This window comes from Sphingomonas sp. (assembly GCF_017744835.1).
Taxonomy (GTDB): Bacteria; Pseudomonadota; Alphaproteobacteria; order Sphingomonadales; family Sphingomonadaceae; genus Sphingomonas.
Genome location: NZ_JAGIAM010000001.1, coordinates 207660 through 223109, shown reverse-complemented (window position 1 = coordinate 223109; position 15450 = coordinate 207660). Strand labels below are relative to the sequence as shown.

19 protein-coding genes are annotated in these 15450 nt (G+C 67.3%); 9 read left to right on the top strand and 10 right to left on the bottom strand.

Features of this window, described 5'->3' with window-relative positions; translation table 11 throughout:
• Nucleotides 1–59: 59 nt before the first annotated feature.
• Nucleotides 60–758: a glutathione S-transferase gene (locus J7500_RS00980; RefSeq protein WP_294059191.1), complete on the bottom strand. Its 699-nt coding sequence runs from the start codon at nucleotides 756–758 to the stop codon at nucleotides 60–62.
• Between the two features lie 2 nt (nucleotides 759–760).
• Nucleotides 761–1045, bottom strand: a complete 285-nt coding sequence (locus J7500_RS00975) for a BolA family transcriptional regulator (protein WP_294059189.1) — start codon at nucleotides 1043–1045, stop codon at nucleotides 761–763.
• An 89-nt stretch (nucleotides 1046–1134) separates the two neighbouring features.
• Between J7500_RS00975 and J7500_RS00970 the strand changes: the two genes are divergently transcribed.
• Nucleotides 1135–1695: a DnaJ domain-containing protein gene (locus J7500_RS00970; RefSeq protein WP_294060651.1), complete on the top strand. Its 561-nt coding sequence runs from the start codon at nucleotides 1135–1137 to the stop codon at nucleotides 1693–1695.
• 417 nt (nucleotides 1696–2112) lie between these two features.
• On the opposite strand, the gene J7500_RS00965 is transcribed toward J7500_RS00970, so the two are convergent.
• Genes J7500_RS00965 through J7500_RS00930 form a run of 8 tightly spaced genes read right to left on the bottom strand, consistent with a single transcriptional unit; the run spans nucleotide 2113 to nucleotide 6364 of the window.
• Nucleotides 2113–2841 carry a DUF899 family protein gene (locus J7500_RS00965; protein WP_294059186.1) on the bottom strand — a complete coding sequence of 243 codons (729 nt, stop codon included), beginning with the start codon at nucleotides 2839–2841 and terminating at the stop codon, nucleotides 2113–2115.
• 3 nt (nucleotides 2842–2844) lie between these two features.
• The gene (locus J7500_RS00960; RefSeq protein WP_294059184.1) at nucleotides 2845–3300 is read right to left on the bottom strand and encodes an SRPBCC family protein; all 456 of its coding nucleotides are present in this window, start codon (nucleotides 3298–3300) and stop codon (nucleotides 2845–2847) included.
• A 12-nt stretch (nucleotides 3301–3312) separates the two neighbouring features.
• Nucleotides 3313–4071 (bottom strand): VOC family protein, encoded by a 759-nt coding sequence (locus J7500_RS00955; RefSeq protein WP_294059181.1) that lies wholly within the window; start codon nucleotides 4069–4071, stop codon nucleotides 3313–3315.
• 25 nt (nucleotides 4072–4096) lie between these two features.
• Entirely contained in the window at nucleotides 4097–4456 is a 360-nt protein-coding gene (locus tag J7500_RS00950; RefSeq protein ID WP_294059180.1) for a DUF1428 domain-containing protein, read from the bottom strand.
• Nucleotides 4457–4467: 11 nt separating this feature from the next.
• Nucleotides 4468–5139 carry a glutathione S-transferase family protein gene (locus J7500_RS00945; RefSeq protein ID WP_294059177.1) on the bottom strand — a complete coding sequence of 224 codons (672 nt, stop codon included), beginning with the start codon at nucleotides 5137–5139 and terminating at the stop codon, nucleotides 4468–4470.
• A 13-nt stretch (nucleotides 5140–5152) separates the two neighbouring features.
• Nucleotides 5153–5635, bottom strand: a complete 483-nt coding sequence (locus J7500_RS00940) for a VOC family protein (protein ID WP_294059175.1) — start codon at nucleotides 5633–5635, stop codon at nucleotides 5153–5155.
• A gap of 23 nt (nucleotides 5636–5658) precedes the next feature.
• Nucleotides 5659–5889, bottom strand: coding sequence for a DUF4287 domain-containing protein (locus tag J7500_RS00935; protein ID WP_294059173.1), 231 nt, complete (start codon nucleotides 5887–5889; stop codon nucleotides 5659–5661).
• A 25-nt stretch (nucleotides 5890–5914) separates the two neighbouring features.
• The gene (locus tag J7500_RS00930) at nucleotides 5915–6364 is read right to left on the bottom strand and encodes a VOC family protein (RefSeq protein ID WP_294059172.1); all 450 of its coding nucleotides are present in this window, start codon (nucleotides 6362–6364) and stop codon (nucleotides 5915–5917) included.
• An 88-nt stretch (nucleotides 6365–6452) separates the two neighbouring features.
• Between J7500_RS00930 and J7500_RS00925 the strand changes: the two genes are divergently transcribed.
• The 8 genes from J7500_RS00925 to J7500_RS00890 all read left to right on the top strand — a co-directional run bounded on the left by J7500_RS00925 (nucleotide 6453) and on the right by J7500_RS00890 (nucleotide 15424).
• Nucleotides 6453–7148, top strand: coding sequence for a winged helix-turn-helix transcriptional regulator (locus J7500_RS00925; protein WP_294059170.1), 696 nt, complete (start codon nucleotides 6453–6455; stop codon nucleotides 7146–7148).
• Nucleotides 7149–7207: 59 nt separating this feature from the next.
• Nucleotides 7208–8212: a cobaltochelatase subunit CobS gene (gene cobS / locus J7500_RS00920; RefSeq protein WP_294059168.1), complete on the top strand. Its 1005-nt coding sequence runs from the start codon at nucleotides 7208–7210 to the stop codon at nucleotides 8210–8212.
• Nucleotides 8213–8218: 6 nt separating this feature from the next.
• A complete protein-coding gene (gene cobT, locus J7500_RS00915) occupies nucleotides 8219–10045 on the top strand; it encodes a cobaltochelatase subunit CobT (RefSeq protein WP_294059166.1) in 1827 nt (608 codons plus the stop codon).
• Between the two features lie 2 nt (nucleotides 10046–10047).
• Nucleotides 10048–10308 carry a ribbon-helix-helix domain-containing protein gene (locus tag J7500_RS00910; RefSeq protein ID WP_294059164.1) on the top strand — a complete coding sequence of 87 codons (261 nt, stop codon included), beginning with the start codon at nucleotides 10048–10050 and terminating at the stop codon, nucleotides 10306–10308.
• A gap of 78 nt (nucleotides 10309–10386) precedes the next feature.
• Nucleotides 10387–12885, top strand: coding sequence for a TonB-dependent siderophore receptor (locus J7500_RS00905; protein WP_294059162.1), 2499 nt, complete (start codon nucleotides 10387–10389; stop codon nucleotides 12883–12885).
• 4 nt (nucleotides 12886–12889) lie between these two features.
• Nucleotides 12890–13591, top strand: coding sequence for a tetratricopeptide repeat protein (locus J7500_RS00900; protein ID WP_294059160.1), 702 nt, complete (start codon nucleotides 12890–12892; stop codon nucleotides 13589–13591).
• On the top strand, nucleotides 13585–14268 hold the full coding sequence (locus J7500_RS00895; protein ID WP_294059159.1) for a Fe2+-dependent dioxygenase: 684 nt from the start codon (nucleotides 13585–13587) through the stop codon (nucleotides 14266–14268). Before J7500_RS00900 ends, J7500_RS00895 begins: the two co-directional genes overlap by 7 nt.
• A gap of 52 nt (nucleotides 14269–14320) precedes the next feature.
• Nucleotides 14321–15424: a PepSY domain-containing protein gene (locus J7500_RS00890; RefSeq protein WP_294059157.1), complete on the top strand. Its 1104-nt coding sequence runs from the start codon at nucleotides 14321–14323 to the stop codon at nucleotides 15422–15424.
• Nucleotides 15425–15450: the final 26 nt, after the last annotated feature.

Below are 15450 nucleotides of genomic sequence, written 5' to 3'. Positions count from 1 at the left end.
GGCTGTCGTCAGGCCATAGCCCTTCCGGAGCGAGGGGGACAATCATCCCCAGGTACAGTTCATCCGGCGTCGAGCTCGGGATAGTGACGGAATATGCCCTGGGTGTTGAACCCGATCCGCCGGTCGCTGGCGAGGTAGGCCGCGACGCCGGGCAGGTGCGCGACGCGATCGCGGATCGCGAGCAGGCGCGGGTAATCGCGTTCGATCGCAGCCATCCGCCGGGGGAACATGTAGCGCAGCCCCTCGATCAGCTGGAAGATCGAGGTATCGCCATAGCTCCATTTGTCGCCCGCAAGCCATTCGCCCTGCACCGAGCGCTCGAACCAGCCGAGGAACTTGGGCATCCGCGCCTCGCGGAACTCGGCGGCGAAGCGGGCGGCTTCGGCTTTCTGGTCCTCGTAATACAGCCCGACGCCCACCGGATGATGGACCTGGTGCACTTCGGCGACGAAATCGGTGACGGTGAGCTGGACCTCGTGCAGCCAATACCGCGCGTCGGCGTCCGTCGGGCCGACGCCGTGCGCGTCGCCGAGGTAGAGCAGGATGTTGGCGACCTGCGCGATCACCTGGTCGCCGGTGTCGAGATAGGGCGGGGCGAAGGGCGGTCGGTGCGTGCGCGCCTTCATGTCGGCGATCAGCGCATCGCTGCCCCGCTCGCGGGCCATGTCGACATAGGCGATCCCGGCCGCCTCCATCGGCAGTCGGACGAACTCGCCCCGGCCCTGGATTTCGGCCCAGTACCAGAGCTTGTACGCCATCGTCATTCTCCCGGTGCGCGGGCCTTGATCGCGAGTGCGTGGATGCGCCCGGCGAGCAGGTCGGCGAGCGCATTGTTGATCAGCCGCTGTCGCTGAACGCGCGAAAGCCCCACAAAGGCTCCGCTCTCGACCGTCACGGTCCAGTGCGATTCGCCGGTGCCGTCGTCGCCCAGATGCCCGCGATGCCTGGCGCTGTCGTTGACGACCTCGAGCTGCGTCGGGTCGAGCGCGGCGGTGAGACGGGCGGCGATCTGGTCGGCCAACGGGCCGGTGGCAGGCGTGGTCATCGCGCCTATATAGGCCCTTTGGTTGAGGGAGTCCCGTGGCGAGCAGCCATAGCAGGAAAGAACGTCCGAACGCGCGTTTCCATGGCCGTGTGGAAGCGTCGGGCCGGCTGTGCGCCGAGCCCGGCTGCACCGAGCCCGGCGAGTTCCGCGCGCCCCCGGCCGAGGGCCGCCACGGCTTCGACGGACCGGCGCAATATCGCTGGCTGTGCCTCGAGCACGTCCGCGCGTTCAATTCGGGGTACAATTTCTTCGCGGGCATGAGCCCTGACGAGATCCACGACGCCCAGCGCCCGCTTGCCGGCTGGGAGCGCGAGACCCGCGCGTTCAACGCCACAGGCGGTGCCGACCGGCCGCCGCGCTGGGCCGACTTCTCCGATCCGCTCGACGCGATCGGCGCGCGCTTCCGCGAGAAGATGAAGGACCGCGCCGAGCGCAAGGACGGCAAGCCGCTGTCGGGCAAGGACCGCGAGGCGCTGCGCACGCTCGCGCTCGAGCTCGATTCGGACCGGACGGCGCTCAGGAAGCGCTATTCGGAGCTGGTCCGCAAATATCATCCCGACCGGAACGGCGGAGACCGCAGCCACGAGACCAAGCTGCAGCAGGTGATCGAGGCCTATCAGCAGCTCAAAAGCTCGCCGGCCTTCGCCTAGCTTGTATCGCATTCATCTCCCCTTCCTTTCAGGGAGGGAAGCGCGTTACGCTAGCGCCGCCGCGCATCCTGCGCGACCAAAGGTCACACCAGGGTCACACTATCGCGGCGGTTCGAGCGGGGCCTGACCATCGGCCGATCCGGCGCCGCGATGCCGGAAGTTGACACGGCGGAAGTGGACAAAGTGGATACCCAAACGCGGGCGCATGCGCGTGCGTACGTGCCTGCGCGCGTGCGTGTGCGTGTGCGCGCGAGACGCCGATTATATTCAGATTGAGAAAGAGCGTTCCTGATTTGTTTCAGGCCAAATCCTATTTTGCAAGCGGCAAGATTTTGCGCCGGGGGGCCTGGGCTGTATCGACATTCGTCTCCCCTCCCCAAAAGGAAGGGAGCGCGTTAGGCTGAATGTCGATACGCACTAGTAGTTCACCTTGGGAAAGAAATCGCCGCGGCCCTCGGGAACGGTGTCGAGCAGGCCCCACACCGGATCGATGCTGTCCAGTCCGCGATGGTCCTGCCCCGGGTCCTCGGGCGCGAACACCAGCTCGCTGCCCCAGAAGTGGCGTATCGTGTCGCCGTCCCGCGTGAAGACGTTGAGTATCGGCTCGTCATGGTTCTCGCCCTCGGCATAGCCGCGCTCGGCGCGCATCGCCGCGGGCATTCCGGCGGTGTTGCCATGATAGTCGACCGGATAGGCATTGCCTGCGGTCGAGAGCAACTGGAGGTGATTCCACCCGCGCGCATGTGCCCATGCGGCCAGCCGCGCGATCGGCGAGCGCGCGACGACGTAGAGCGGTGCGCGCTTGGTCACGTGTCGCGCGGCGCCGTCGAGCCCGTCGAGCAGGTGCGTGCAGCCCGGGCACGGACTGTCGCGCTCGGGGCCGTACATGTAGCTGTAGATCAGGATCGTGCGGAAATCGCCGAACAGCTCGGACAGCCGCACGGACCCGGGTCGAAAGTCCGCGCCGATACGCTCGAACACATAGTCCTGGGGCACCGCGCCACCGGGCGGAAGCGCGCGGCGCATTGCGGCCACGGCCTCCGTCCGGCGGCGTAGTTCGATCTCCGCATCGAGCAGCGCGTTGCGCGCCGCGCGATATTCACGGCTCTCGTTGGGGAAAGCCATGCGCGCGAAGTCCGTCGACATGGTTCAGGCCTCCGCCCTGGCTCCCTCGGCGAGTGCCGCCAGCTGGTCCGCGACCGCTCCCCAGCCGGGCTCGAAGCCCATCGCCTTGTGCTGGTCGTAGGCTTCCTGGGTCCAGTGCCGCGCGCGGCCGGTGTAGCGGGTCTTGTCGCCCTCGGCCTCGAACTCGAAGAAGCCGATCATGAAGGGGCCTGCCGGTTCCCAGTCGCCCTTGAAGGCATCGGTGAAGACCACGCGCTTGCCGGGCACGGCCTCGAGGATCACGCCCTCCAGATGCTGCTCCTCGCCGTCGGGACCGTACATGACGGTGTTGGAGCGCCCGCCGGCGCGCAGGTCCCACTGGACCTCGGCACGCCAGGGCTTGGGGCAGAACCATTCGTTGGTTTGTTCGGTGAAGACGCGCCACACGACGTCCACCGGGGCATCGATCAGCCGCGTGACCGAAAGCTCATATTGCGCCATCGTTCCTCTCCTTCACTTGGTTCCGACGAGCCCGAAGGCCGCACCCTGCGGATCGGTCGCCATGACCACCCATTCGCCGCCCGGCACTTCCATCGGGCCGGCGCGGACGGTGCCGCCACCCTGCTCGATGCGCGCCTTCGCCTCGTCGATCTGGCCCACGCGGAAATAGAAGCCCCAGCCGATCGGCTGTCCTTCGTTCTCGCGCGGCATCATCGCGCCCCAGACTTCCGCGTCGCTCGCACCGCGCAGGAAGCTGTAGTCGCCCCACGGCATCGGCATCGCGCCGTCCTTCTGCCAGCCGAAGACCTCGCCGTAGAATTGCAACGCGGCCGCATCGTCGGTGGTCGAAAGCTCGTTCCAGCTCGCCTTGCCCATGCCGCGGCGATCGTACGCCTTGCTCGCCTCGGGGCTCTCGCCGCGCATGACGTAGAATTTGACGCCCTGCGGATCCTCGACCAGCGCCATGCGGCCGACCTGCTCCATCGTCGTGGGCGGCATGTGCACCTTGCCCCCGAGCGACTCGATCTTCGCCACCATCGCGTCGACATCGTCCACGCCGATATAGCCGAGCCAGGCGGGCGGAGTGGGCATCGGGTTGGGCATCACGCCGCCCAGGCCTTCGCCGCCCGCGTTGAGGATGGTGTAGTCGCTCGGCGCGCCTTCGAACTTGGTCGGCGTCCAGCCCACGACCCGGGTGTAGAAATCGAGCGCGGCCGGCGCGTCGTTCGTCAGCAGCTCGTACCAGATCCAGCTTCCGTGCGGATTGGTCATCGTCCCTCTCCCTCTGCTTGGCCGTTCAGCCCTGGCTCTCGTCGACGATCGGCTCGAATCCGCCCCAGAACATGCGCTTGCCGTCGAAGGGCATCGGGCTCGGCGGCTGCATCCGCTCGTCCTTCATGATCTTCTCCCAGCCCGTGTCGCGCGTCGCCTTGTCGGGCCAGATGATCCAGGAGAAGACGACATTCTCGCCTTCCTCGGCCTTGGTCGCCATGAAGAAGTCGGTGTTGGTGCCGCGGGGCACGTCGCTGCCCCAGCCTTCCATGATGCGCAGCGCACCATATTCGAGGAAGACCTTGGAGGCCTTGGCCGCCATCTCCTGATAGGCCTGCTTGCTGCCCTCGGGCACCGGCACCACGAAACCGTCCAGATACGCCATTGTCCCTCTCCTCACGCTGCCTTGGGTTGTTCTGCAGTGAAATCGGCGAGCTGCGCCGTGATCGCCGCGGCATAGCCGGGCCTGGCGAGGCAGCGCTGCTGATAGGCCGCGAGCCGCGGCTGCTCGGCCAGCAGCTCGGTATGGTCGAGCATGCGGAGCGCCGAGGCCATCATCAGATCGCCGGCGGTGAACCGGCCCTGCAGATAGTCGCGTTCGCCCAGCGCGTCGGCCAAGTGTGCAAGCCGCTTGCGGACGGTCTCCACCACGCCGGGCCGGCGCAGCGCCGTCCATTCCTCACCCTCGGCGAAGAAGTCGATCGTGGTCAGCTCGATCAGGAATGGCTCGACGCTGTTGAGCGCCGCGATCATCCAGGCGGTGGCCCGGGCACGCCCCGCGGTGTCAGCGGGAAGCAACGCTTCGCTGCGCGCGCCGATGTGCAGCACGATCGCACCCGATTCGAAGAGCTGCACGTCGTCGTCGCGATAGGCCGGCACCTGGCCGAAGGGCTGCTCGGCGAAATAGTCCGCCGGCTTGTCGACCGGGCTGATCAGCCGCGTTCGATAGGGGATGCCGGCTTCCTCCAGCGCCCAGCGGACGCGGAAGTCGCGGACGTAGCCGCGCGCGAACTCGGGTACCCAGTTATAGGCAGTGACTTCGACGCGGGCGTTCGGATCGACGGGCATGGCCTCTCTCCTCTCAGTTGCCTGCGGCGGCGCGTTCGATCGTCGCGATGTCGATCTTGCGCATCTGGAACATCGCCTCCATCGCGCGCTTTCCGGCGGCCGGGTCCGGGTTGTCGAAAACCAGCTCGAGCAGGCGCTTGGGGGTCACCTGCCAATTGACGCCCCATTTGTCCTTGCACCAGCCGCACTGGCTTTCCTGCCCGCCGTTGCCGACGATGGCGTCCCAGAACTTGTCGGTCTCTTCCTGGCTGTCGGTATGTATCACGAAACTGACCGCTTCGCTCTGCTGGAACTGCGGTCCGCCGTTGAGGCCGATGAACTTCTGCCCGAGCAATTCGAACTCGACGACGATCACGGCGCCCGCTTCTTGCGACGGCGTGTCGGCCGGCGTGCGCTGGACGCGCGTGATGCGGCTGCCGGGGAACAGCGAGACATAGAAGTTCGCGGCTTCCTCAGCGGTGTAATTGTACCATATGCAGGTCGTGAGCTTGTCCATCTTCTCTCTCCTGTCGATGCGGGTCAGGCGTCGCCTTCTTGTTTGCTTCCCTTGAGCAGGGCGACGATCGCCATCGCGTGGCCGTGGCCCAGCGCGAAATTTTCCTTGAGATCGGCAACCACGGTGCCGGCCTTCACGTCCGGGCGCAGCAAGCCCCCGGCCAGCCAGTCTTTCGCGGCGGCATAGGCACGGAAATCGGCCGGGCTCTTGCCCGTCCTGGCTTCGATGTTGGTGAGATAGGCCTGGAAGGACATGATCTCTCTCCTGACGGCGCGGCGCTCAGGCCGCTTCTTCCTGGATTTCCTCGCCGGAAGCGGCGAGCGCGGCTTCCACGTCCATGTACATCGGCTCGAAGATGTGCCCGTCGGGGTCCTCGAACGAGCGGCCGTACATGAAGCCCATGTCCTGCTTCTCCCGCACGTCGGCCTTGCCGCCGGCTGCGGCCGCCGCCTCGACGATCGCGTCCACTTCCTCGCGGCTGTCGCGCGACAGGCAGAGCAGCACTTCGGTCGTCTGATGCGCGTCCGCGATCGGCTTCGGGGTGAAGCTTTTGAAGAAGTCGCGCGACAGGATCATGAACGTGATCGTGTCGGACCAGACCATCGCCGATGCGGTGTCGGCCTGGCAGAAACGCTCGTCCTTGGTGCAGCCGATCGCCTCGTAGAAGGCTGTCGACCGGGCCACGTCGGCCACCGGCAGGTTCACGAAAATCATCTTCGCGTTCGACATCGTTCTTCCCCTCACTGCACGGGCGTCGCCGGGCTCCGGCGAATCACCTACTTGCCTCTGATGCCCGACGGAGTTACATAAAGCAACCATGGAGTCACAAAAAATAACCAACTCGGGTCTGAGCAAGTCGCGCCGCTGGTATCCGGACTCATGCGGTACTGCGTTGGCGATGGAGCTGGTCGGCGAGCGCTGGTCGCTGCTGGTCGTGCGCGAGCTGCTGCTCGGCGGCCGTCGTTTCAGCGAGCTTCGCGCGGGGCTGCCGGGGCTGAGCGCGAACATCCTCACCCAGCGGCTCGAAGGGCTCGAGGCGTCGGGCGTGCTCCGCAAGCGCACGCTGCCGTCGCCCGCCAATGCGCAGATCTACGAGCTCACCAAATGGGGCCGCGCGCTCGAGGAGCCGATCTTCGCGCTCAGCCGCTGGGCGGCGGGATCGCCGTTGCACGACGTGACGCTGGGCCTCAGCAACACGGCTTTCATGCTCTCGCTGCGCACGATGATCGATCGCGAGGCAGCGCGGGGCTTCCCGGCCGAGCTCGGCTTCCGCGTCGGCGGCGAGCCGTTCCGCGCGCGCGTCGACGACGGGCGGCTGGAGATCGAGCGCGCCGATCCCGAAGGCGCTGCGCTGGTCTTCGAAGGTGAGCCGCTGACGCTCGCCTCGGTTTTCTACGGCCCCGACTCGCTCGCGGAATCGCAGCGGCTGGGGAAGGTGCGCTTCACCGGCGATCCGTCACTCGGTCAGCGCTTCGTCGACCTTTTCGGACTTCCTGCGTTCGACAACGACTGAGGCGTTGCGGTGGGCGGGGCGAGGGACTAACTCGCGAGGCGCATTTCCAGGAAGTGATGATGGCCGATATTCCGAACACGCAGCCCGACAGCCGCGAGACCACGATCCTCGAAGCTCCCGACAAGAAGGTGAGCGTGCGCGATCTGTTCGGCATCGACATCGACATGGAGGTTCCGGCCTTCAGCGAGGCGGACGAGCGCGTCCCCGATCTCGACCCCGCCTATGTCTTCGATCCCGACACCACGCTCGCGATCCTCGCGGGCTTCGCGCACAATCGCCGCGTGATGATCCAGGGCTATCACGGCACCGGCAAGTCGTCGCACATCGAGCAGGTGGCGGCGCGGCTCAACTGGCCCTGCATCCGCATCAACCTCGACGCGCACATCAGCCGCATCGACCTGATCGGCCGCGACGCGATCGTGCTGCGCGACGGCCAGCAAGTCACCGAATTCCGCGAGGGCCTGCTTCCCTGGGCGCTGCAGACGCCGACCGCGCTCGTCTTCGACGAATATGACGCGGGGCGGCCCGATGTGATGTTCGTGATCCAGCGCATCCTCGAGACCGAGGGCAAGCTGACGCTGCTCGACCAGAACCGCGTGATCCGCCCGAACCCGTGGTTCCGCCTGTTCGCGACCGCCAACACGGTGGGCCTGGGCGACACCAGCGGCCTCTATCACGGCACCCAGCAGATCAACCAGGGCCAGATGGACCGCTGGAACGTGGTGGTGACGCTCAACTATCTGCCGGCCGCGACCGAGGCGCAGATCGTGCTCGCCAAGTCGGGCGAGTATGACAAGCCGGGCGGCAAGGAGCTGGTCGAGAACATGGTCCGCGTGGCGGACCTCACGCGCAAGGGCTTCATCGCCGGCGACATCTCGACCGTGATGAGCCCGCGCACCGTGATCACTTGGGCGCAGAACGCCGAGATCTTCAAGGACGTCGGCTTCGCCTTCCGCCTCTCGTTCCTCAACAAGTGCGACGAGGCCGAGCGCGCGCAGGTCGCCGAATATTATCAGCGCGTGTTCGGCAAGGACCTGCCCGAGAGCGTCGTCGGCAAGGCTTGACGGCGCATGGCCGCCGACACTCCTCTCGAACGCCTGCGATCCGTGCTCGGCGGTACTGCGCGTGCGCTTTCGGGCGAGGCGGAGGCGGAGCTCTCGTTCACCTCCGATCCGCCGCGGCAGGACGGGCGCAGCCTCAAGGTGCCGGCGCCCGCCCGCGACCTGCCGCCCGAGCAAGTGGCGGAGGCGCGCGGCTTCGCCGACGGCTTCGCGCTGCGGATGAAGCATCACGACAGCGGCCTCCACTTGCGCGGCGCCCCCAGCGAAGCCGTCGCGCGCGCCGTGTTCGACGCCGTCGAGACCGCGCGGATCGAGGCGCTGGGTTCGCGCGGCTATGCGGGGATCGCCGACAATCTCGAGCATGCGCTGACCGTCCGGCTGCGTTCGGACCCGATCGCTCGCGCGCGCAGCCGCGAGGAAGTGCCGCTCTCGACCGCAGTCGGGCTGCTGGTGCGCGAGCGCCTCACCGGCCGCGAGGCGCCGGCCAGCGCCGCGCTCGGCATGGCGCTGGTCCGCGACTGGATCGAAGAGCGCGCCGGAACCGACCTCGACGCGCTCGCGCTTGCGATCGACGACCAGCAGGCCTATGCCCAGCTCGCGAGCAAGCTGCTCCACGACCTCGAGCTCACCGAAGGCGACCAGATCCCCGACGAGGCCGACGAGGGCGGCGGCGAGGACGAAGGCACCGACGAGCAGGAGGAGCCCGGCGAGGAGGAAGGCGACAGCGAGGCCCAGCAGGGCGAGGGCCAGGTCGAAGCGCGCGGCGAGCAGCGCGAGTCCGACGCGAGCGAGGAAGGCGAGGACCAGCAGTCCGACGCGATGGACGACGGCGAGGGCGAGCTCGGCGACGAAGGCGAGGACGGGGCTATGCCCACGCGCCCCAATCGCCCGTGGAGCGACTTGCCGCCGCAGTTCGAATATCGGCCCTACACCACGCAATTCGACGAAGTGATCGCCGCGACCGAGCTGTGCGACGCCGAGGAGCTCGATCGGCTGCGTTCGTACCTCGACCAGCAGCTCGTCCATCTCCAGGGCGCAGTGACCAAGCTCGCCAACCGGCTCCAGCGCCGGCTGATGGCGCAGCAGAACCGCAGCTGGGACTTCGACCAGGAGGAAGGGCTGCTCGACGCCGCGCGACTGGCGCGCGTCGTGGTCAATCCGATGCAGTCGCTCTCGTACAAGGTCGAGAAGGACACCGATTTCAAGGACACGGTGGTCACGCTGCTGATCGACAACTCGGGATCGATGCGCGGGCGGCCGATCTCGATCGCGGCGATCAGCGCCGACATCCTGGCGCGCACGCTCGAGCGGGTGGGAGTGAAGACCGAGATCCTGGGCTTCACCACGCGTGCCTGGAAGGGCGGCCAGTCCCGAGAGAAATGGCTCGCGGAGGGCCGGCCGGCGCAGCCCGGGCGGCTCAACGACGTGCGCCACATCGTCTACAAGCAGGCCGACGAGCCTTGGCGCCGCGCCAAGCGCTCGCTCGGGCTGATGATGCGCGAGGGGCTGCTCAAGGAGAATATCGACGGCGAGGCACTGCTCTGGGCGCACAACCGGATGATCGGCCGGAGCGAGGACCGCAAGATCCTGATGGTGATCTCGGACGGCGCGCCGGTCGACGATTCGACGCTGTCGGTCAATTCGGGAAGCTATCTCGAGCGTCACCTGCGCCAGGTGATCGGCTGGATCGAGGCGCGTTCGCCGGTCGAGCTGGTCGCGATCGGCATCGGCCATGACGTGACGCGCTATTACAGCCGCGCCGTGACGATCATGGATGCCGAGCAGCTCGCCGGCACGATGGTCGAGCAGCTCGCCGCGCTGTTCGACAGCGAATAGGCATGGCAATGGCGGTGGTACCTCCGCCCGGCGGTTTCCGCGGGCCGGTCAAGCGATCGGTAACGATTGCCGGGCATCAGACCTCGATCAGCCTCGAACCGGCCTTCTGGGAAGCGCTCGAAGCTGCCGCCGCCGAGCGGGCGTTGCCCCTGAACGCACTGGTCGCGGCGATCGACCATGCGCGCATCCAGACGGACGATCCCCCCAACCTCGCGAGCGCGCTGCGCACGTGGCTCTTTTGTCACCAGCAACGGGAAATCTGAGAACCGTTCGCATTAGCGTTGACACTGCAAACGATTCGCAATAGCCGAACGCGCAACGACACCTAAAGGGGGATCCTCGTGACGCGTTCTACGTCCGCCGCAAAGCCGGCTTTCCTTGCTCTTGCCTGTGTGGGCTTCGTCGCCTCGGCGTCGCTCGCGCATGCCGAGCCCGAAAGCACGCCGCCCGCGGACGCGGCCGACGACGAGCAGGACCAGATCCTCGTCACCGGCAAGAAGGGCGAGATCGACAGCCCCAAGGCGACCGCGCGCGTGGTCGACACCCCCCGTTCGGTGGTCGTCCTCCCCGAGCAGGTGATCGAGCAGACCGGCTCGGCGACCCTGGCGGACGCGCTGCGCACCGTCCCGGGCATCACCTTCGGCGCGGCCGAGGGCGGCAATCCGATCGGCGACCGCCCCTTCATTCGCGGGTTCGACAGCCAGGGCAGCACCTTCGTCGACGGCGTGCGCGATCTCGCCGCCCAGACGCGCGAAGTCTTCGCCACCGATCAGGTGCAGATCGTCCGCGGCTCCGATTCGACGCTCGGCGGGCGCGGCGCCGCGGGCGGATCGATCAACATCGTCAGCAAGCTGCCGGTGGCCGGCAATTTCGTCACGGCTTCGGCGAGCTACGGCACCGACGACTATAAGCGCGTGACGCTCGATGCCAATGCGCAGCTCGGCGAGAAGATCGGCGTGCGCCTCGCCGCCATGTGGCACGATCAGGACGTCGCCGGCCGCGACGCGGTCTATTCGCGCCGCTGGGGCGTCGCGCCGTCGTTCACGCTCGGGCTGGGCACCGACACCCGGCTGACGCTCGGCTATTATTATCTCGAGAGCCACGAACTGCCCGACACCGGCATCCCCTATCTCTATGTGCTCGCCAACCTGCCCGGCACCGGCGAGGTGCTGAGCGAGCCGGCGATCGGCGACGTCACGCTGATCGACGGCAGCACCGGCCATGTCGATCGCGACACCTTCTACGGCCTCAGGAACCGCGATTTCCGGGATACGACCACGCATCAGGCGACGATGCGCGTCGAGCACGACTTCGGCACCGTCACGCTGCGCAACACCTCGCGCTACAGCTACAATGACCAGGCCTATATCTACACCCAGCCCGACGACAGCCAGGGCAATGTCTTCGGTACCGCGACGGCGCCGGGCGGGCAGGTGTGGCGCCGCGCCAACACGCGCTACGGCTATACCGAGGCGCTGACCAACCAGACCGACCTCTACGGCAGCTTCCTCACCGGCGCGATCAAGCACAGCTTCGCGGTGGGCGCGGAACTGAGCTGGGAGAAGGCGCGGCGCGGCACCTTCGTCACGCGCGGATTCGTCAATGCCTCGGGCGTCGAGCAGCTTTCGCAGGGCGGCACGATCACCCCGCGCTGCACGCCGGCGGCGGTCACGCGCTTCTATTGCACCAGCCTGTTCGATCCGAACCCGAACGATCCCTGGGTCAATTACGCCAACGACACCTCGACCACCCGCGCGCCGATCGTCCGTTCGCTGCCGATCGCGGAAACCCAGAACGACGCGAGCACCGTCTCGGTCTACGGCTTCGACTCGATCACCCTGACTCCGCAGTTGATCCTCAACCTCGGCGCGCGCTTCGATCGCTTCACTTCGAAGGTCATCCCTGGCCAGCCGGTGACGGCGACCGGTACCTTCCGGCTCAGCCGCACCGACGAGATCTTCAACTGGCAGGCGGGCCTCGTCTTCAAGCCGACGCCGCAGACCAGCCTCTATGCGAGCTATGCGACTTCGGCGACGCCGCCGAACAGCCTGCTCGGCGAGGGTTCGGAGTCAAACAGCCTCGGCACGCCGCAGAACCAGACGGCCTATGAAGCGGCGCTCGCGCTGCTCGACAGCCTGAAGGTCGAGAAGACCAGGTCGTACGAAGTCGGCGCCAAGGCCAGCCTGTTCGACGAGCAGCTCGCGCTGAGCCTCGCCGCCTTCCAGACCGACACCGACAATGCCCGCGTCACCGGCCCGGACAATACGCCCCAGTTCGTCGGCAAGCGGCGCATCCGCGGCGTCGAGTTCAGCTTCAACGGCAACATCACGCCCTGGCTGAGCGTGTTCGGCGGCTACACCCACCTCGATCCGAAGATCATCGACGGTGGCTTCTCGGTGCTGACCGCGCCGGCGGTGCCGGGCCAGGCGGCGAAGACGGTGCTCGTTCCCTCGGTCAACACCGGCCGCACGGCGACCCAGACCGCCGAGGACAGCTTCACGCTCTGGGCAGACCTGCGTCCCACCTCGCGGCTCAGCATCGGCGGCGGCGCCTTCTACACCAGCCGCGTCTATGGCGGCTATCAGGACAATCGCACCGCGACCCAGAATGCCGCCGGCGAGGTCATCGTGAACCCCGCGACCAAGGTGCTGGTCCGCTCGGTGCCCAGCTATTGGCGGCTCGACGCGCGGCTCGGCTACAAGCTCAGTGAAAACATCGAGCTGAGCGTCAACGTGAACAACCTCACCGACGCAGTCTATTTCACTCAGGCCTATACCTCGCATTATGCCACGATCGCGCCGGGCCGCTCGGCCTTCGGCACGCTCAAGGTGAAGTTCTGATCGCTTGAGCAGCCCGCTCGACTCGCTCTCCCCCCAGGAGGTCGCCGCCCGCCTTTCCGCTTCGCCGGAGGAGCGGGCGGCGCTTATTCGCGAGGGCGCCGAAGCGGGCGTGGCCGAGGCGCAGGCGGTCTATGGTCAGATGCTCCTCGATCAGGGCTCGGCGCGCGAAGGCTTCGGCTGGTTCAACAAGGCGGCTGCGCAGGGCCATCTGATGGCGCTCAACATGGTCGGCCGCTGCTACGATCTCGGCTGGGGAACGCCGGTCGACAAGGTTCGCGCGGCCGAATGCTTCCGCATCGCCGCCGAGCGCGGGCTTGACTGGGGCATGTACAATTACGCGACTGCGCTGGCGCTCGGCGATGGCGTGGCCGAGGACAAGGGCGCCGCACTCGCCTGGTTCGAGAAGGCCGCGGCCCTGGGCAATGCCAAGGCCGTCAACTATATCGGCAGCTTCCACGAGGACGGCTGGGTCGTGCCGCGCGACATGGCCAAAGCGGCGGAATGCTATGCGCGCGCCGCCGAGGGCGGGGACTTCCGCGGCCAGTTCAATCATGCACGGATGCTGGCTGCCGACGGGCGGATGGGCGAGGCCCGCATCTGGCTGGCGCGCTGCGCGGAAAGCGCGACTCCGGCCTTCGTCGAAAAGGCGCGCCGCTGGCTCCGCGCCTCTCCCTGGCCCGAACTTGAAGAGGCACTGTCATGCTGATCGCGATCCCGGACCTGCTCTCGCGCGAAGAAATTCAGCGCGTCCGCGCCATCATCGATGCCGCCGAGTGGGTCGACGGCAACGCCACGTCGGGCGTCCAATCGGCGCTCGCCAAGGCCAACGAACAGCTTCCCGAGGGGAGCGACGCGCACGCCAGGGCCGGGGCGATCATCCTCGATGCGCTCGCCGCATCGCCCCTGTTCGTCGCCGCCGCGCTGCCGCTCAAGGTCTTCCCGCCACTGTTCAATCGCTATGGCAAAGGCCAGACCTTCGGCACGCACGTCGACAATGCGATCCGCATCCGGCGGGGCAGCGACTTCCGCATCCGCTCCGACCTGTCGATGACGGTCTTCCTCGAGGAGCCGGATCGGTATGACGGCGGCGAGCTGCGGATCGAGGGGCTGTTCGGCGATCAGTCGGTCAAGCTGCCCGCCGGCCATGCGGTGCTCTATCCCTCGTCGAGCCTGCACCGGGTCGAGCCGGTGACGCGCGGACGCCGCGTCGCGAGCTTCTTCTGGATCCAGTCGATGGTGCGAGACGACGGCCAGCGCCGCATCCTGTTCGATCTCGATCGCGCGGTGCAGCGGCTCGCCGGCGAGCTGGGGCAGGGGGATACCTCGGTGATCGAGCTCACCGGCGTCTACCACAATCTGCTGCGGACATGGGCCGAGGCATGATGCGATTGACTAGCAATAGCGGTGCGCTAAGGGGCGCGCAGAAGGAGCGCGCATGACCAAGATCGGCCTCAGGAATTTGTGGTTTCAGCTGCACAAGTGGATCGGCCTGATCCTGGCGGTGCTCATCATTCCGATCTCGATCACCGGCGCGGCGCTCGTCTGGCACGATCCGATCCTTGAATGGATGCACCCTGAGCGTCACCACGCCACGTCCGCGCCCGTGCTGCCCCTGACGGCCTATGTCGATTCGGCGCGCGCGGCGCTGGGCGAAGGCGAGCGGCTGTCGCGCATCGAGCTGCGCAAGGGCGAGCCGGTGGTCGTGATGGCGAGCAAGCCCTCGCGCGGCCGCCCGCAGCGGACGACCTTCTACCTCGATCCCGCCACCGCGCAGCTGATCGCGCGCGAGAACAGCAGCCAGGGCGTGTTCCAGGTGATGCACGTGCTCCACGGCTCGCTGATGATTCCGGGCGTCGGGCGCACGATCGTCGGCTGGATCGGCGTGGCGATGCTGCTCTCCTCGATCAGCGGCCTGTGGCTGTGGTGGCCGACGGTGGGCAGCTGGGTGCGCGGGCTGCGCTGGCGCCGCCACCGCAATCTCGACACCAACCTCCATCACATGATGGGCTTCTGGATCGCGCTGCCGCTTTTCGTGCTGTCGCTCACCGGCGTGTGGATCTCCTTCCCTCAGGTGTTCGCTGGGTTCGACGGCGGTGCGCCCAAGGGCCCCAGCCCGATGATGCTGATGATGCGCGCCAAGCCGCTCGAGACCACGGCCACGCCGCTCGACCAGGTAGTTGAGCATGCGCGCGCCGCAGCGCCGGGCGAGGTCCGCTCGGTGATGTGGCCCACCGACATGAAGCCCGAATGGACCGTCCAGATCGCCGCCAAGGGCCCGCCCGCGACGGTGACCGTGTCGGACAAGGACGGCAGCGCGCAGCTCGCGCCCGCGCCGGCCGGCCCCCAGGGCCAGACGATCGCGCGCACGATGCGCCAGATCCACGACGGGCAGGGCCTGCCCTTCGTCTGGCAGCTGATCGTGTTCCTCGGTGGGCTGATCCCCGCGATCCTGGCGATCACCGGCATCATCATGTGGTGGCGCGCGCGGGGTTGGCGCGGCCAGCTCGCCGAGCGCAAGCGCGCCAAGGCACTCGCCTAGGCCGTTCGTAAATTCCCCTCCCTGCC